Origin of the sequence: Pseudomonas sp. NLJ1 (genome assembly GCF_049486705.1) — a bacterium.
GTDB lineage: Bacteria > Pseudomonadota > Gammaproteobacteria > Pseudomonadales > Pseudomonadaceae > Aquipseudomonas > Aquipseudomonas inefficax.
Genome location: NZ_CP137735.1, coordinates 4,702,039 through 4,716,841 on the forward strand (window position 1 = coordinate 4,702,039; position 14,803 = coordinate 4,716,841).

Annotated in this window: 13 protein-coding genes and 1 pseudogene; 4 read left to right on the plus strand and 10 right to left on the minus strand. The window is 64.9% G+C overall.

Annotated elements, in window-relative coordinates; genetic code table 11:
• The first annotated feature begins 99 nt into the window (after positions 1 to 99).
• The 3 genes from R9B85_RS21260 to R9B85_RS21270 all read left to right on the plus strand — a co-directional run bounded on the left by R9B85_RS21260 (position 100) and on the right by R9B85_RS21270 (position 2,933).
• Positions 100 to 1,236, plus strand: coding sequence for an NAD(P)/FAD-dependent oxidoreductase (locus R9B85_RS21260; RefSeq protein ID WP_423770540.1), 1,137 nt, complete (start codon positions 100 to 102; stop codon positions 1,234 to 1,236).
• A 12-nt stretch (positions 1,237 to 1,248) separates the two neighbouring features.
• Complete coding sequence (locus R9B85_RS21265; protein ID WP_252379428.1) at positions 1,249 to 1,626, plus strand: RidA family protein; 378 nt, start codon at positions 1,249 to 1,251, stop codon at positions 1,624 to 1,626.
• Between the two features lie 242 nt (positions 1,627 to 1,868).
• Positions 1,869 to 2,933: a YkvI family membrane protein gene (locus R9B85_RS21270; RefSeq protein WP_112252294.1), complete on the plus strand. Its 1,065-nt coding sequence runs from the start codon at positions 1,869 to 1,871 to the stop codon at positions 2,931 to 2,933.
• A 112-nt stretch (positions 2,934 to 3,045) separates the two neighbouring features.
• Here R9B85_RS21270 and R9B85_RS21275 read toward each other — a convergent pair whose 3' ends face one another.
• The 3 genes and pseudogenes from R9B85_RS21275 to R9B85_RS21285 form a co-directional block, all read right to left on the minus strand.
• Positions 3,046 to 3,786: a methyl-accepting chemotaxis protein gene (locus R9B85_RS21275; RefSeq protein WP_370290711.1), complete on the minus strand. Its 741-nt coding sequence runs from the start codon at positions 3,784 to 3,786 to the stop codon at positions 3,046 to 3,048.
• Between the two features lie 114 nt (positions 3,787 to 3,900).
• Positions 3,901 to 4,977: pseudogene (gene mcpA / locus R9B85_RS21280) on the minus strand (methyl-accepting chemotaxis protein McpA); the annotation flags it as partial.
• Positions 4,978 to 5,074: 97 nt separating this feature from the next.
• Entirely contained in the window at positions 5,075 to 5,953 is an 879-nt protein-coding gene (locus R9B85_RS21285; RefSeq protein ID WP_423770541.1) for a LysR family transcriptional regulator, read from the minus strand.
• A 101-nt stretch (positions 5,954 to 6,054) separates the two neighbouring features.
• Here R9B85_RS21285 and R9B85_RS21290 point away from each other — a divergent pair, with 101 nt between their 5' ends.
• Positions 6,055 to 6,483 (plus strand): PACE efflux transporter, encoded by a 429-nt coding sequence (locus tag R9B85_RS21290; RefSeq protein ID WP_112252297.1) that lies wholly within the window; start codon positions 6,055 to 6,057, stop codon positions 6,481 to 6,483.
• 124 nt (positions 6,484 to 6,607) lie between these two features.
• Here the strand turns inward: R9B85_RS21290 and R9B85_RS21295 are convergent, their stop codons facing one another.
• From R9B85_RS21295 to R9B85_RS21325, 7 genes are all read right to left on the minus strand, one after another.
• On the minus strand, positions 6,608 to 7,660 hold the full coding sequence (locus R9B85_RS21295) for a hypothetical protein (protein ID WP_207877558.1): 1,053 nt from the start codon (positions 7,658 to 7,660) through the stop codon (positions 6,608 to 6,610).
• A gap of 153 nt (positions 7,661 to 7,813) precedes the next feature.
• Positions 7,814 to 8,482 (minus strand): GntR family transcriptional regulator, encoded by a 669-nt coding sequence (locus tag R9B85_RS21300; RefSeq protein ID WP_133970990.1) that lies wholly within the window; start codon positions 8,480 to 8,482, stop codon positions 7,814 to 7,816.
• A gap of 16 nt (positions 8,483 to 8,498) precedes the next feature.
• Entirely contained in the window at positions 8,499 to 9,203 is a 705-nt protein-coding gene (locus R9B85_RS21305; RefSeq protein ID WP_112252301.1) for a FadR/GntR family transcriptional regulator, read from the minus strand.
• A gap of 44 nt (positions 9,204 to 9,247) precedes the next feature.
• Positions 9,248 to 10,558, minus strand: a complete 1,311-nt coding sequence (locus tag R9B85_RS21310) for a C4-dicarboxylate transporter DctA (protein WP_003260726.1) — start codon at positions 10,556 to 10,558, stop codon at positions 9,248 to 9,250.
• Between the two features lie 262 nt (positions 10,559 to 10,820).
• Positions 10,821 to 11,300, minus strand: a complete 480-nt coding sequence (locus R9B85_RS21315; protein ID WP_112252302.1) for an Lrp/AsnC family transcriptional regulator — start codon at positions 11,298 to 11,300, stop codon at positions 10,821 to 10,823.
• 162 nt (positions 11,301 to 11,462) lie between these two features.
• Entirely contained in the window at positions 11,463 to 12,527 is a 1,065-nt protein-coding gene (locus R9B85_RS21320; RefSeq protein ID WP_215521224.1) for an ornithine cyclodeaminase, read from the minus strand.
• A 450-nt stretch (positions 12,528 to 12,977) separates the two neighbouring features.
• Positions 12,978 to 14,726 carry a sigma-54-dependent Fis family transcriptional regulator gene (locus R9B85_RS21325; RefSeq protein WP_423770542.1) on the minus strand — a complete coding sequence of 583 codons (1,749 nt, stop codon included), beginning with the start codon at positions 14,724 to 14,726 and terminating at the stop codon, positions 12,978 to 12,980.
• Positions 14,727 to 14,803 lie beyond the last annotated feature (77 nt).

Genomic DNA, 14,803 nt, shown 5'->3' on the forward strand with positions numbered 1-14,803 from the left:
TGCGGCGTTGGTCGGGCATCTTACCTTGGACCCTTGCGTATTCGTAAATTCTCATATATTAGAATTCTCATAAATGATAATTTGCTGGCAGGAGCGTGCATGACCCCGATCTACGACACCCTGATCATCGGCGCCGGCATTGCCGGTGCATCCCTGGGTTATCGCCTGGCCGGCCGGCAGAAGGTGCTGCTGCTCGAGCGCGAGGCGCAGCCTGGCTACCATTCCACCGGGCGTTCGGCAGCCATGTTCATGGAGGCCTACGGCACCCCGCAGATCCAGGCGCTTACCCGCGCCAGCCGGGCCTTCTACGAAGCACCACCGCAAGGGTTCTGCGAGCACCCGCTGCTGGAACCGCGCGGCTGCCTGTACGTCGCCAGCCTGGAACAGCGGGCGCTGCTCGAGCAGACCCATGCGCAGAACCTGGCCAATGGCACCGAGGTCAGCCTGCTCGACCGCGACGCCGCCCTGGCCTTGGTGCCGAGCCTGCGTGGCGAGAACCTGGCCGGCGCGGTGCTCGAAGCGGGTGCCATGGACCTGGACGTGCATGCCCTGCACCAGGGCTTCTTGCGTGGATACCGCGCCGCTGGCGGCGAACTGCGCTGCAACGCCGAGCTGATCCAGGCGTGGTACCTGGATGACCTGTGGCAGGTGGAATTGGGCGATGGTAGCCGCGTGCAGGCGCGCCAGTTGGTCAATGCCGCTGGCGCCTGGGCCGACCGTGTGGCCGAGCAGTGCGGGGTGGCGCGTATCGGCCTGCAACCCTGCCGGCGCAGTGCCTTCACTTTCCCCGGCCCGTCAGACCAGGACTTCGCCCACTGGCCGGCGGTAATCGGCGTGGACGAAAGCTTCTACTTCAAACCCGATGCCGGCCAGCTGCTGGGTTCGCCGGCCAATGCCGACCCGGTCGAGCCCCAGGACGCCGCGCCCGAGGAGCTCGACGTGGCTTTGGGCATCTACAACATCGAAGCCATGACCACCCTGGCGATCCGCCGGCCAAGCCACACCTGGGCCGGGCTGCGCTCGTTCGTCGCCGACGGCGATCTGGTGATCGGTTTCGATGCGCACGCACCAGCGTTCTTCTGGCTGGCGGCACAAGGTGGCTATGGCATCCAGTCGGCGGCGGGCGCCTCGCGCCTGGCTGCCGACCTGCTGCTGGGCCAGCCCCTGTGTCCTGGCCTTGTCAGCCAGGGGGTGGCGCCCGAGCGCCTGTCCCCGGCCCGTTTCCAGCAATCCTGAAAGGAGCATTCCATGAGCAATGATATCCAGCGTTTCCCCAGCAGCCTGCCGTTCCCGTTCTCCCGTGCGGTGAAAGCCGGCGGCTTCCTGTTCCTGTCCGGCCAGGTGCCGATGAGTGCTGGCGGCGAAGTGGTGCGCGGTGACATCCAGGCCCAGACCCGCGCCGCCTGCGAGCGCATCGGCGAAAGCCTGGCGGCCTGCGGCGCGCGCTTCGACCAGGTGGTCAAGGCCACGGTGTGGCTGTCGGACATGAGCCACTTCGCCGGCTTCAACGAGGTGTACAAGGAGTTCTTCGGCGCAGCGCTGCCGGTGCGCTCGACCGTGGCCTCGGCATTGGCGCTGGGGGTGGATGTGGAGATCGAAGTGCAGGCGTTTGTCGGCGAAGCCTGAGCGGGCAGAAATCTGCGCATGAACAACTGTCTTGCGCAAAACCAGGAAGATTGCTTGGCCCTGTGGGAGCGGGTTTACCCGCGAACACCGGCGTAGCCGGTGCCATGCAGCGCGGTACCTTCTTCGCGGGTGAACCCGCTCCCACAGGCCAGCGCTGCATTCAAGGACAGTGGATTACCTGTAGGAGCGGCGGTCTGACTTGCCCGCCAAAAAGCAAAACAACAATAAATCCAGAGGTTCACATGCAAGAGCAGCTGAAGATAGCCGGCGCGTTTGTCGGCGTGATCGTGGGGGCGGGGTTCGCTTCGGGCCGGGAACTGTTGCTGTTCTTTGTCGATTTCGGTGTGTGGGGGCTGGTCGGTGCACTGGTAAGCGCAGCCCTGTTCACCTTCCTCGGTATGGCCCTGGCCGGGCTGGGCAATCGCCTGCAGGCCACTTCGCACAAGGATGTGATCCAGGCCATCTGCGGCCGTCACCTGGGCCTGTTCGTCGACTGGCTGATCACCTTTTTCATGTTTGCCGTCACCGTGGTCATGCTGGCAGGTGGTGGTGCCTTGCTGGAGCAGCAGTTCGGCATCCCGGCGCTGACCGGCAGCGTGCTGGTGACGCTGGTGGTGGTGGGTATCGTGTGCCTGGACGTGCGCAAGGTGATCCTTGCCATCGGTGCCATCACACCCTTACTGATCCTGGTGGCCTCGGCGATTGCGCTGTACGCCGTGTTCAGCCGGCAGCAGAGCTTCGCCCAGCTCGACCAGCTGGCCAGCCAGCAACAGGCGGGCACCCGTCACTGGCTGCTGGGGGCGTTCCTGTACGTGTCGTACAACATCGTTGCCGGCGCGCCGATCCTGGCCATCCTGGGCGGCTCGGCCAAGGGCGAGAGAACCGCGGTATGGGGTGGGCTGCTCGGTGGTGCAGCACTGGGTGGGCTGATGCTGGTGATGAGTGCCGGGCTGTTGTCGCGCCTGGACAGCGTGGCTGACTTGCCGATGCCGATGCTGTCGATCGCCAACGAAGTATCGCCACTGCTGGGGCTGGTGATGTGCCTGATCATCTTCGGCATGATCGTCAACACAGCGGTGGGTACGTTGTTCTCGTTCCTCTCGCGGCTGATGCCGGCGGGTACGGCGAAGTTTCGCTGGGGTTCGGTGGTGACCGGAGTGGTGGCGTTCGGCTGCAGCCTGGTGGGGTTCATCAGCCTGGTGGGTGAGGTGTACCCGCTGTTCGGCTACCTGGGCTTCGTGCTGATGGCGGCGGTGCTGCTGGCCTGGGTGCGGCGGGGTAAAGTGGTTAAAGCGGCGGTGGCGTAGGGGGCTGCTGCGCAGCCCTATCGCGACACAAGGCCGCTCCCACAAGGATCGCATGGCACCTGTGGGAGCGGCCTTGCGTCGCGATTGGGGCGCAGAGCGCCCCCCTGGGCCATCAGATCCTGAAGCTGCCTACCAGCTGCTTCAGTCGCCCGGCCTGCTGGGCCAGTTGGTCGCAATGGCGCAGGGTCTCGTTGAGGTTCTCCACCCCTTGCTGGTTCAGGGCGTTGATCTGGGTGATGTCCAGGTTGAGGCTCTCGACCACGGCGGTCTGCTCTTCGGTAGCGGTAGCCACCGACTGGTTCATGCCATCGATCTCGCCAATGCGCTGGGTCACGCTGGCCAGGCGTTCGCCTGCCTGGTTGGCCACCTGCACGGTCTGTTCGCTGGAAACCTGACTGGTATTCATGGTGTGCACCGCTTCGCGCGAGCCCACCTGCAGGCTGGTGATCATGCGGTGGATTTCTTCGGCCGATTCCTGTGTGCGGTGCGCCAGGTTGCGTACCTCGTCTGCCACCACGGCAAAGCCACGGCCGGCCTCACCGGCACGGGCCGCTTCGATGGCGGCGTTCAGCGCCAGCAGGTTGGTCTGCTGCGAGATGCCCTTGATCACGTCGAGGATCTTGCCGATCTCGTCAGTGCTGGCGTTGAGCGTTTCGATTTGCGCGCAAGATTCGCTGATGCGCTGCGACAGGGCGGTCATGGCGCTGATCGCTTCTTCGACCACTTCACGGCCACCGTGGGCCTGTTCGCTGGCTCCGCTGGCATGCTGCGAGGCATCGGCGGCGTTGCGGGCGATTTCCTGGGTGGCGGCCCCCAGTTCGTTGATTGCTGCGGCCACGCTGTTGGTGCGCATGCTTTGCTCTTCGGAACCGATGATCGACGCATTGGAGGCGTTGACCACCTTCTCCGACAGGTCGTGCACCAGGCGGGTTGCAGAGGACACTTCGCTGATCGAGGCATGAATGCGCTCGACGAAGCGGTTGAACGAAGTGGCCAGTTCGCCGAACTCGTCCTTGTTCTGCACGGTCAGGCGGCGGGTAAGGTCACCTTCGCCCTCGGCGATGTCGCGCATGGCGCGGCCCATGGTGGTCAGCGGGCTCATCAGCACCGGGATCAGCAGGCCGAGCAGGCCGGCGATGGCAGCCACGGCGATCAGCATGGCGATGATCGCCGAGGTGCGGAACTGGCTGAGCGCGGCGTAGGCCTTGTCCTTGTCGATCGACAGGCCGATGTACCACTGTGCCGAAGGCAGGCCGGCCACCGGGGCGAAGGAGATGATGCGGTCCTGGCCGTTGAGGGTGACATCCTGCATACCGGCGGCGACTTGCAGGTTGCTGCCGGGGTAGATGTCCTTGAGGTTCTTCATTACCTGGTCTTTGTCGGGGCTGACGATCACCTGGCCATTGCTGTCGGCCAGGAAGGCGTGGCCGATGCCGCCGAAATCGACCGAGTTGATGATCTCGACCAGGGTATCGAGGGTGACGTCGCCGCCGACCACACCGATCAGCTCGCCATTGCCCTTGCTTTTCACTGGCGTGGCGATGGTTACCATCAGGCCGCCGACAGCACCCTGGTACGGGGCGGTCAGCACGGTCTGCCCGGCGCTGGCCGCGGCGCCGTACCACGGGCGCTGACGTGGGTCGTAACCGTCGGGCATCTGCGTATCGGGGCGCTGGGTGAACACACCGTTGGCCTGGCCCAGGTAGGTGAACAGGAAATTACGCGTGTAGGACGGCTGCTCGATCAGCCCGGCCAGGGTATCGCCGGCGCCTTGCTGGGCGATGTCCTGGGCCAGGTTTTCCAGGACCAGGATGCGCCCGCTCATCCAGTTCTGCACGCTGCTGGCGGTCAACGCGCCGGACTGCTGCACCGAAGCTTCGATGTTCTGGCGGATGGTGCTGCGTTGCAGGTAGTCGTTGTAGAGCGTGAACAGGGCAAATGCCAGGACCACGACGCCGCAGGCGCTGAGCAGGATCTTGTGGCGAAATTTCAGGTTCATGTTTCGAGACCTTGAGCCAATGAGGGGAGGGCGCAGTGCGCTCATGACGCATTGCGCAACCTATCGTTCGGGATATCGGCTCAAGGGGTAAAAGATTGAAGTGCTTACAGAAATTTCTTACGGTCGTTTCGACAGACGGTATTCACTGGCTACACAACTGCTCGATCAACAGGCGTGCAGCCTGCTGCAGCGGTTGTTGCTTGCGCCAGAAGATGTGTACCGGCAACTGCAGCTCGTTGCGGGTGTTGCGAAAATCCAGGCGCACCAGGCGCCCGCTGGCCAGCAGCGGCGCGACCCGCGACAACGGCAGGTCGCCCCAGCCCAGGCCGGCCTCCACCATCTGCAGGGCGAGGTCGAAGCTGTCGGTTGACCAGTGCGTGGCGCCTATCAACGGGCGTGGGTCGGCCAGCGGCAGGTCACGGCTGCGCACCAGGATCTGGCGCACCCGGGTCAGGTCTTCCAGGTAGTGGATCCGCCCCTCACGCAAGGCCGGGTGGGTGGGGGACAAGGTGGCCACCAGCGACTCCATGCCGATGTGCTGGAAGCCGCGACGGGCATCGACCTGCAGCCCGGCAAAGGCCACGCAGAGGTCGGCGTGGCCGCTGTCCAGCAAGTGCACGGCCTCTTCCTGCGGGGCGCTGAGCAGGGCGATGTCCAGCAGCGGGTGCCGCTCACCCAGGCGTGCGATGGCCGCCAGCAACGGGCGGTGGTCGATGTCCGGCACCACGGCCAGCGTCAGGCTGCTCTCCAGCCCTTGGGACAGTTCCAGGGCATGCACCTGCAGCAGCCCCAGTTGCTCGGCGATCAACCGGGCATGGGGTTCCAGCGCCATGGCCTGGGCAGTCGGGCGAACTTCCCGTGGGCCACGCTCGAACAGGCTGTAGCCCAGTTCGGCCTCGAGGTTGCCGATGGCCATGCTCACGGCCGAAGGCACCCGCTGCAGAGCGCGCGCGGCGGTGGAAAACGAACCGCGGTCGAGCACGGCGAGAAACAGTTGGATATTGTCGCTGGAAAAGTTCATGGCAGCCTCCTGTCAGTCGATCTGACAGCTGCTGACTTTTGCTGTCAAGCACGATGAAGCATGATCGCGCCCCATCGCTTTGTCATTGGAGGTAATCCCGGGTGCAGGGAATCAAACGCAAATTGGTCTACGTGACTTTCTATGAACTGATCGGGCTGTGCATGTCGACCCTCGGGCTGGCCTACCTGTCGGATACCCAGGCGTCGCATACCGGGCCTCTGGCGGTGATGATCACCACCATCGCCATGCTCTGGAACCTGATCTACAACACCCTGTTCGAGCGGTGGGAGAGCCGCCAGGTCAAGCGCGGGCGCAGTGTGGCACGGCGGGTAGCGCATGCCATCGGCTTCCAGCTGACCCTGGTGGTGTATTTGATCCCACTAATTGCATGGTGGCTGGACATGACATTGCTGGAGGCGTTGCTGGTGGACATGGCGTTCATCGTGCTGGTGCCGTGCTACACCTTTGCCTACAACTGGGCGTTCGACCGGATCTTTGGCTTGCCCAGCTCTGCGTTGGCTACGGCCTGACACGTTACCTGTGGCGGCCTCTTCGCGGGTGAACCCGCTCCCACAGGGATATCACAGGCTTTGAATGCTGTGAACGACCCTGTGGGAGCGGGTTTACCCGCGAAGAGGTCGGAACAATCAACCACTAGGGTGGCAGGCGAATGATCAAAGGCTCCTGCTGCTTCACCTGCTGCTCGACCGGTTGCTCCGTCGGCCTCGGTGCACTGGCCAGCAAGCTGTCCTCGACCTGCCCCGACAGGTAGTACACCCCCGACATGGCCCCGCTCTGGCGATTCTCCATCAGTTCCTGCCACTCCTGGTTCAGCGCCACGTTGAGGATCACCCGCAACTGCTCGACCATCTGCGGGTGTTCGCGGTCATGGGTCATCATCCCGTAGCCAGCCGCCGCAATCGAAATCATCGCCCCCGCCACCTTGCCCACCGCCGACGCCACGGCACTGGCGATGCCGCGCGGTGCCAGGGTGGCGCCGAGCTTTTCGCTGGCCTGGTTGGCCACCGAGTTCAGCCCGACATCGGTTTTTCCGGGGCCTTTGCTGGCCTGCAGGTGCTGGCGCATGGCTTGCCACGCCGGTTGCTGGGCCAGCGACTTGGCCCGCAGCAGTTGGTACAGGCTGGCATTGCGCGCATCCGGCGGCCCCAGGGCGATGGCGGGAATGCGGTTGAGGCGCTGGCTGAACTGCTCGGGGGGCGCGTTGTAGCGGCTGATGATCGCTGGCAGCTGCTGGCCGAGGAGTTGCAAGTACAGCTCGCTGGCACGGTCGCGGATGCCTTCGGGGTTGATCTGCTCGGCCACCGGTTCGATCACCCGCTTGTGGTACTGCTCCTGCAGGTACAGCGCCAGGCGCTTTTCCGCCGGCTCCCGGCCTTCACCGCTGTCGATCTTGTACCAGGCCACCTTGAGGGTCAGCCACTGCTGGGTCCAGTAGCCGGTAAACCAGGGGATGAAGTCGCTTTCGGTGCGCTGCTGTACCTGTTCCTTCCACACCCGCATGGAGCGCCGCGCATAGTCGTTGGCCGAGCTGCCGGCGCCGACCGAGGCTTCGATCAGTTCCTGGTCGATGCGTTGCCAGGCGGCGGGGGTGAGCACCACCGGTGGTGGCGGCACAGGTGGGGCCTTGCCTGCGCAGCCGACCAGGGCCAGCAGCAGGCACAGCAGCAGGAGGGCTCGAATGCTCACGCAACCGCCTCCCTGGTAGAGGCTGGGATGGTTCTCGGAGTATAGGGTGGGGAGTGATGGGCTGCCGTGCAGCCTATCGGCCGTTCAGGATCAACGCAGATTTCTGCGTGAACGCGGTCCCACAAGGATCGCGTTCACCAGAAAGAGCATGGGTCATTCCAGGTCGAGCTTTTCTTCCAGGCGGTCGAGGTGCTTGTGCATCAGCCCCAGCGCCGCCTCGGCATCACCATGCTCCACGGCATCGATGATCGCCGCATGTTCCTGCCACGCGCAGTGATCGCAGCATGGCGACTCGTAGCGGGCGATGATCAGCGAGGTCATCGGCACCAGGCCATTGAGAAACCGCGCCAGTGGCGCATTGGCGGCCACCTGCGCCAGTTTCAGGTGAAACTCGCCACCCAGGCGGATCGCTGCACAACGCTCGCCGTTTTCATGGTGCTGGCGCTCGCGCTCCACCAGTTGTCGCAGCTGGCGAATCTGCGCCGGCCGGGCGCGTTGCGCAGCCAGGGTGATCAGCGTGGTTTCGGCCAGGCGCCGGGCGCTGAGTACCTGGCGTGCCTGCTCCGGGTCGGGCGCGGCCAGATGCGCAGTGTGGCTGGGGCGTTGCACCACAACCTGCTGGTCGGACAGGCGCCCGAGTACGCGGCGGATCACTGTACGGCTGACACCAAAGGCATGGCCCAGTGCCTGTTCGGGCAACAGGCTGCCAGGTGGCAGGCGCTGTTCGAGGATGGCATCGAACAGCCGCGGGTAGATCTGCTCGGCCGACAGGCGGGTTTCGCCGGCCGCGAGCAGGGCCGGCAAGTGAGGGGCGGCGTTCATGGTCGCTCTCCTGGGGTCATGGATGCGGGTGTTCTTCCGGGATGTTCAGCGGGATGCCCATGCGCAACCCTTCGGCCAGGATGTGCTGGCGCATCTGGGCACTGGCCTGGGCGCTGCTGCGCTCACGTATGGCGCGCACCACCGCTTCGTTTTCCTTCAGCCGCGCGGCCAGGTGCTCTGGCGAATTGCGCAGCATGTCGGCGCTCTGCTTGAGGGCATTGCCGGTCTGTTGCACCACGCTCTGGAAGATCGGATTGGTGGTCAGGGCGAACAGCGCTTCATGGAAGGCGATGTAGGCCCTGACGCCGGCTTCGCTGTCATCGGCCTCCAGCGCTTCACGCATGTCCATAAGGGTCAGGCGCAACTGGCCGATGTCCTGGCTGTTGGCCGACTGCGCCACCAGGCCGACGATGAAGGGCTCAAGGGTGTAGCGCAGCTCCAGTACGTCGGCCAGGCTGGCTGCGGTGCTGGTGTCCAGGCCCGGTTCCTGCGCGGCGGCATCGGCATCCAGTACCAGTACGCCCTTGCCCGGTAGCGAGCGCACCAGGCCCAGGGTTTCCAGCACAGTCACCGCTTCGCGCAGGCTGGGGCGGCTGATGCCCAGTTGTTCGGCCAGTTCGCGCTGGCCTGGCAGCATGTCGCCGGTACGCCATTGGCCTCGGGCCAGGGCCTGGCGCAGTTTTTCCACCACTGAGTTGACGACGGTCGATGAGCTGATCACGGTTCGCTCCTGGAAGGGCCGGCATCAGTGCCGGCCACGTTCGCTCAGAATTCCTGTTGATGAGGGTTGGGCTGCTTGCGTGGCGTGGGCGCGAAGCCGGGCTTGCCATCGAGCACGTTGTGCGCACGTTCCAGGTCGATGTCCTTCTCCCAGCGGGCGATGGCCACGGTGGCCACGCAGTTGCCGATCAGGTTGGTCAGCGCCCGGCCGATGCCCATGAACCAGTCCACCGCCAATACCAGTACCAGGCCGACCACCGGGATCGCTGGCACGGCGGTCAGGGTAGCGGCGAGGATCACCAGCGCCGAGCCTGGGATGCCATGAGCACCCTTGGAAGTCACCAGCGACACCAGCAGGATGGTCAGCAGGTCGGTCATCGCCAGTGGCGTGCCGGTGGCGTTGGCAATGAACACGATGGCCAGGGTCAGATAGATGGAGAATCCATCGAGGTTGAACGAATAGCCGGTGGGGATCACCAGGCCGACGGTGGAGCTGCCGATACCCAGGTGCTCCAGCTTGCGCATGATCTGTGGCAGTACGGCGTCGGACGAGGCGGTGCCCAGCACGATGGTCAGCTCTTCACGCAGGTACTTGATCAGTGGCAGCAGCTTCAGGCCCGACAGGCGCATGACCGTGCCCAGTACGATCAGTACGAAGCCGGCACAGGTCAGGTAGAACAGCGCCACCAGCCCGCCCAGGTGTTGCAGCGATTCCAGGCCGTACTTGCTGGTGGTGAAGGCGATGGCGCCGAACACGCCGATCGGTGCCAGGCGCACGATCATGCCCATGATGCGGAAGATCACGTGGCTCAGTTCGTTGATCAGCCGCGAGATGCCGGCTGCCGAGTCGCCCACCAGGTTCAGCGCGCTGCCGAACAGTACCGAGAACAGCAGCACCTGGAGGATGTTGTTGTCGGCAAAGGCGCCGATCACCGAGGTGGGGATCAGGTCCATGAAGAATGCCGTGGCACCGTGGATATGCTGGCCACGCTCTGCCAGGCTGCTGGCGTCGGCGCTGGACAGCTGGTCCAGGTGGATGTTGGCGCCGCTGCCGATGCCGCTGGTGAAGGCGAACACCAGGCCGATCACCAGCGCCAGGGTAGTCAGCACTTCGAAGTAGATCACCGACTTCAGGCCGATGCGCCCGACCTTCTTCAGGTCGCCGGCACCCGAGATACCGCTGACCACCACGCAGAACACGATCAGGCCGATGAGCATCTTGATCAGCTTGATGAAGCCGTCGCCAAGGGGTTTGAGTTGCAGGGAGAGGTCGGGGAAGCTGAGACCGCAGGCGATGCCGAGGGCAAGGCCGAGCACGACTTGAAGGAAGATCGAACGCGAGCACCATTTGAGCATGGGAGGGATCTCTGATCGGTGTCCTTGCTTCGGTAGCCGCACGGGGCGAAAGAGCGCAGGACTTAATTATTGTGGTCTTACCGGTTTGTTCAGCGCGAAGCCATGAAAGCGCGAAAAATCTGACATTGCAAGGGTTTTCGGCCTTACCGGTCTGACCAGTTGTGGGGCGTTCCGGCCTGTCAGGCTCTAGTTCGGTGCGTGCCGTGAATGACTACACGTGAACCAGAGCAGGGTTTGGCCAGCGCCTGGGACACTGTTGCAATCAGCGGGCCATTGACTGGACCTCGGCCAGCACCGGATGTGCCACCAGCTTGTCGATGTGCAGGGTGTCGTCGTTCATCCAGCTTTCGCTGAGCAGCCGGTAGTGCTCCATGTCGCGGCAGCGCAGGCGCAGGCTGTAGTCGAAGTGGCCGCTGATCAGCTGGCATTCGTGCACTTGCGGGCAGTTGCGCAGAGTGGCTTCGAAGGCCTTCTGCGCGGCCCGTCCACTTTGGTTGGACAGGGCGACCAGCACCAGCAGCGACACCCCGGGCGCGACCTTCTGCAGGTCGATGATCGCCCCGTAACCGCGGATCACGCCACGGCGCTCCAGCTTGCGTACACGCTCCAGGCAGGGGCGCGGGGTGAGGTGGACGAGGCTGGAAAGTTTCTCGAAGGTGATGCGGCCGTCGTGGCGCAGGATGTCGATGATCGCTTCGTCGATGCGGTCGAGGGGGTGGGCGTTGGCGTCCTTGGTGTCCATGCGCTTGGGCTTCGTTCGGAAGAGGGCATTGGACAGGTTAGGCGGTAAAGGGGGCCGCTGCGCGGCCCATCGCGACACAAGGCCGCTCCTACAAGGGATATGCGGTCCTTGTGTAGGAGCGGCCTTGTGTCGCGATGGGCTGCGCAGCAGCCCCAATGTCTATCAGGCGCAGACAGAACCAGCCTTGGGCACCGCCCGCAATTCCACCACCCGCGGCTGCAACAACCCATACAAATCCTTCGGATCCTCCAGCACCGGCACCAGCCCGATGTCTGTGCCGATATCCAGCGCTTGCGCCGTATCCAGCACGTAGCGCAACGCCGAATAATCCTCCAGTGCAAACCCCACCGAGTCGAACAGCGTCACCTGGTCGGCGCTCTCACGCCCGCTGGCCTCTCCGGCAACCACCCGCCAGAACTCGGTCACTGGCGAGTCCGCCGGCATCTGCTGGATCTCGCCTTCCACCCGGCTCTGCGGCTCGTACTCGACGATCACCCGGGCCCGCTCGACGATCGCCCGGTGCAGCTCGGTCTTGCCCGGGCAGTCACCGCCCACGGCATTCAGGTGCATGCCTGGCTCGATCATCTCCGGGGTAAGGATGGTGGCGCAGGCCTTGTCGGCGGTAACCGTGGTGACGATATCGGCGCCGCGCACCGCTTCGGCCACGGAGCTGGCGATGCTCAGCTTGAGCCCGGGGCGGTTGGCCAGGTTGGCGACCAGTTTGGCCGAGGCGGCCGGGTCGATGTCGTACAGGCGGATTTCATCGATGCCCAGCAGGGCATTGAAGGCGATGGCCTGGAACTCGCTCTGCGAGCCATTGCCGATCAACGCCATGCTGCGACTGTCTGCGCGCGCCAGGTAGCGGGCGGCCAGGGCCGAGGTGGCCGCAGTGCGGATGGCGGTGGTCAGGGTCATTTCGCTGAGCAGCAACGGTGCACCGGTATCGACGCTCGCCAGGGCGCCGAAGGCCATCACCGTGGGCAGGCCATGGCGAGTGTTCTTCGGGTGGCCGTTGACGTACTTGAAGGCGTAGCGGCTGGCGTCCGAGATTGGCATCAGCTCGATCACGCCGTCCGCTGAATGGTTGGCCACCCGGGCGCATTTTTCGAAGGCATGCCAGCGTAGGTAGTCCTGGCGGATGTAGTCGGCCATTTCCAGCAGGCAGGTGGGCAGGCCTTTGCGGTTGACCAGGCGGGCCAGGTCTTGCACATCGATATAGCGGGTCATGAGGGGTCTCCCTGCGGCGACGCTTCCAGAGTGGGCTCTGGATTCATTGTGCGGCGGAAGGGGAGGTAAAGCTGGCTGTAATGGGCTGTGGCAGCAGCGGCTTTGGCTGATTACGCTGCGCTGGCAGCCGAATCGGCTGTGGCTGCCTGGGCCGGCCCTATCGCCGGCAAGCCGGCTTCCACAGGGATATCACCGGCCTTGAGAGCGCGCTGTAGGAGATAGCCCAGCGCTATGGGCCGCGCTGTCGCACAGATAACTGAATTCGCAAGCGATCCTCGTACCCTGTGGGAGCGGCTTTAGCCGCGAAGAATCCAACGCGGTGCATGGCACCGGCTGCGCCGGTGTTCGCGGCTAAAGCCGCTCCCACAAGGTCCCTGCTAATTCAATGACTTATGTGCAGTTCTATGAGAGCTGGCTTGCCGGCGATGAGGCCAGCGCAGGCCAAGGCAATCATCGCTCACGCAGCCGCTTGTACAGCGTGGTGCGGCTGATCCCGAGCCCGCGCGCCACCGCCGAGAGGTTGCCGTTGGCTTGCTCAACCAGCGTGTGCAGGTCCGCCTCTTCGGTCGCGACCGGCAAAGGCACCTGCGCCTCGGCGAGAAAACCCGCAGGCAGGTGTTCCAGGCCGACAGGCCCATTGCCCGCCAAGGCCAGCGCCACCTGCAGCACACTCACCAGTTCACGCATGTTCCCCGGCCAGGGGTGCCGATCGAGCAGCTCGATAACAGCCGCAGGCAGCCGAGCTGGTTGCCCGGGGTCGCGGTAGCGCGCATGCACTTGCTCGATCAGCTGCCGGCGGTCACTGCGCTCGCGCAGCGGCGGCAGCACCACTGCCAGCCCGGCGATGCGGTAAAACAGGTCCTGGCGAAAACGCCCGGCGCGCACTTCTTCGGTCAAGTCGCGGTTGCTTGCCGACACCACGCGGATATCCACCGCCACCGGTTCGCCGCTGCCCAATGGCTGGATACTGCGCGTCTGCAGCACGCGCAACAGGCGGGCCTGGGTGGGTAACGGCATGTCGCCGATTTCGTCGAGGAACAGGATGCCGTGGTGGGCCTTGCGGATCAGCCCCGGGTTGCCCTTCTGGTGGGCACCGGTGAACGCGCCCTTGTCGTAGCCAAACAGCTCCGACTCCACCAGCTCGGCCGGGATCGCCGCGCAGTTGACGGCGATCAGCGGCTGGCTGGCGCGGCTGCTGGCCCGGTGCAGGGTCTCGACGAATACCTCCTTGCCTACGCCGGTTTCACCCTGCACCAGTACCGGAATGTCCTTTTCCAGCAGCAGGCCGGCCTGCGCCAAGGCCTTCTCAAGGCGTGGCTCGGCGCTGCTGGCGGCGGGGCGGCTGGCGGCTTCGCGCGGCAGCTGCCACTGGCAATGAAAGCGGTTGCGCCCGATGGCTTGCAGGGCGAAGGGCTGTTGCTGGGGATGGCTGAGCAGCTGTTGCAGAGGCAACTGGAACAGTTGCGCGATGTTCTGCCGCAGCGGGTTGCCCCCAAGCAGGGTGTCGGCCCGGTGATTGGCGGCCAGAACCCGCCCGTGCTCATCGAACACCAGCAGGCCGGCCCAGGGGCTGTCGAGGTTGTCGGAGGCGCTGTTGAAGATCAGTTGCGCGTGCTGGCCGGCATGCTCGGCGAGGATCAGGCGGTTCTCCAGGCTCTGGCCCATCATGCGTACCAGGCCCAGGGTCTGGCTGGCGGGCAGGTAGCCGTCGCTGGCCACATCGAGCACCCCGACCAGCTGCCGCTCGGCATCGAACAACGGCGCGGCGGCGCTGGACATATAGCGGTTCTGGCGCAGGAAGTGCTCGTCCTGACCCACATGGATCGCCTCGGCGCAGACCAGCGCGGTGCCCAGCGCATTGGTACCGACACCGCGCTCGTGCCAGTGGGCGCCGGCGCTGAAGCCGTGCTGCTGGCGCGGCTCGATGAAACGCCGCGAGCCCCAGCTGTCGAGCAGGCAGCCGCTGGCATCGGCCAGCATCACCAGGTAGCTGGCATTGCCCAACAGGTGCGCATATTGCGGCAGCACCGCTTCGCGGGTCAGGCGTAGCAGGGCCTGGCGCTGCTCCAGCAGGGCGTTCAGCTCGGCGCGGGTCAGGCAGTCGAAGTCCGGGGCGTGCTGGGGTTGCAGGCCGTGGTCGCGGCAGCGGGCCCAGGAGGCCTGGATCAGTTGGGCATGGGGCGAAGCGGATGCGGCCATGGGCCTGTCCTGTGTGATTGTTGTCATGGGGCCGACCGCTGTTCAGTGTCGTGCACGGTTGTTCAATGTCAAACCGG

Coding starts and splice junctions, on each gene's coding strand:
- R9B85_RS21260 (WP_423770540.1), top strand. CDS start 100: ATGACCCCGATCTACGACACCCTGATCATCGGCGCCGGCATTGCCGGT.
- R9B85_RS21265 (WP_252379428.1), top strand. CDS start 1,249: ATGAGCAATGATATCCAGCGTTTCCCCAGCAGCCTGCCGTTCCCGTTC.
- R9B85_RS21270 (WP_112252294.1), top strand. CDS start 1,869: ATGCAAGAGCAGCTGAAGATAGCCGGCGCGTTTGTCGGCGTGATCGTG.
- R9B85_RS21275 (WP_370290711.1), bottom strand. CDS start 3,786: ATGCGCACCAACAGCGTGGCCGCAGCAATCAACGAACTGGGGGCCGCC.
- R9B85_RS21285 (WP_423770541.1), bottom strand. CDS start 5,953: ATGAACTTTTCCAGCGACAATATCCAACTGTTTCTCGCCGTGCTCGAC.
- R9B85_RS21300 (WP_133970990.1), bottom strand. CDS start 8,482: ATGAACGCCGCCCCTCACTTGCCGGCCCTGCTCGCGGCCGGCGAAACC.
- R9B85_RS21310 (WP_003260726.1), bottom strand. CDS start 10,558: ATGCTCAAATGGTGCTCGCGTTCGATCTTCCTTCAAGTCGTGCTCGGC.
- R9B85_RS21315 (WP_112252302.1), bottom strand. CDS start 11,300: ATGGACACCAAGGACGCCAACGCCCACCCCCTCGACCGCATCGACGAA.
- R9B85_RS21320 (WP_215521224.1), bottom strand. CDS start 12,527: ATGACCCGCTATATCGATGTGCAAGACCTGGCCCGCCTGGTCAACCGC.
- R9B85_RS21325 (WP_423770542.1), bottom strand. CDS start 14,726: ATGGCCGCATCCGCTTCGCCCCATGCCCAACTGATCCAGGCCTCCTGG.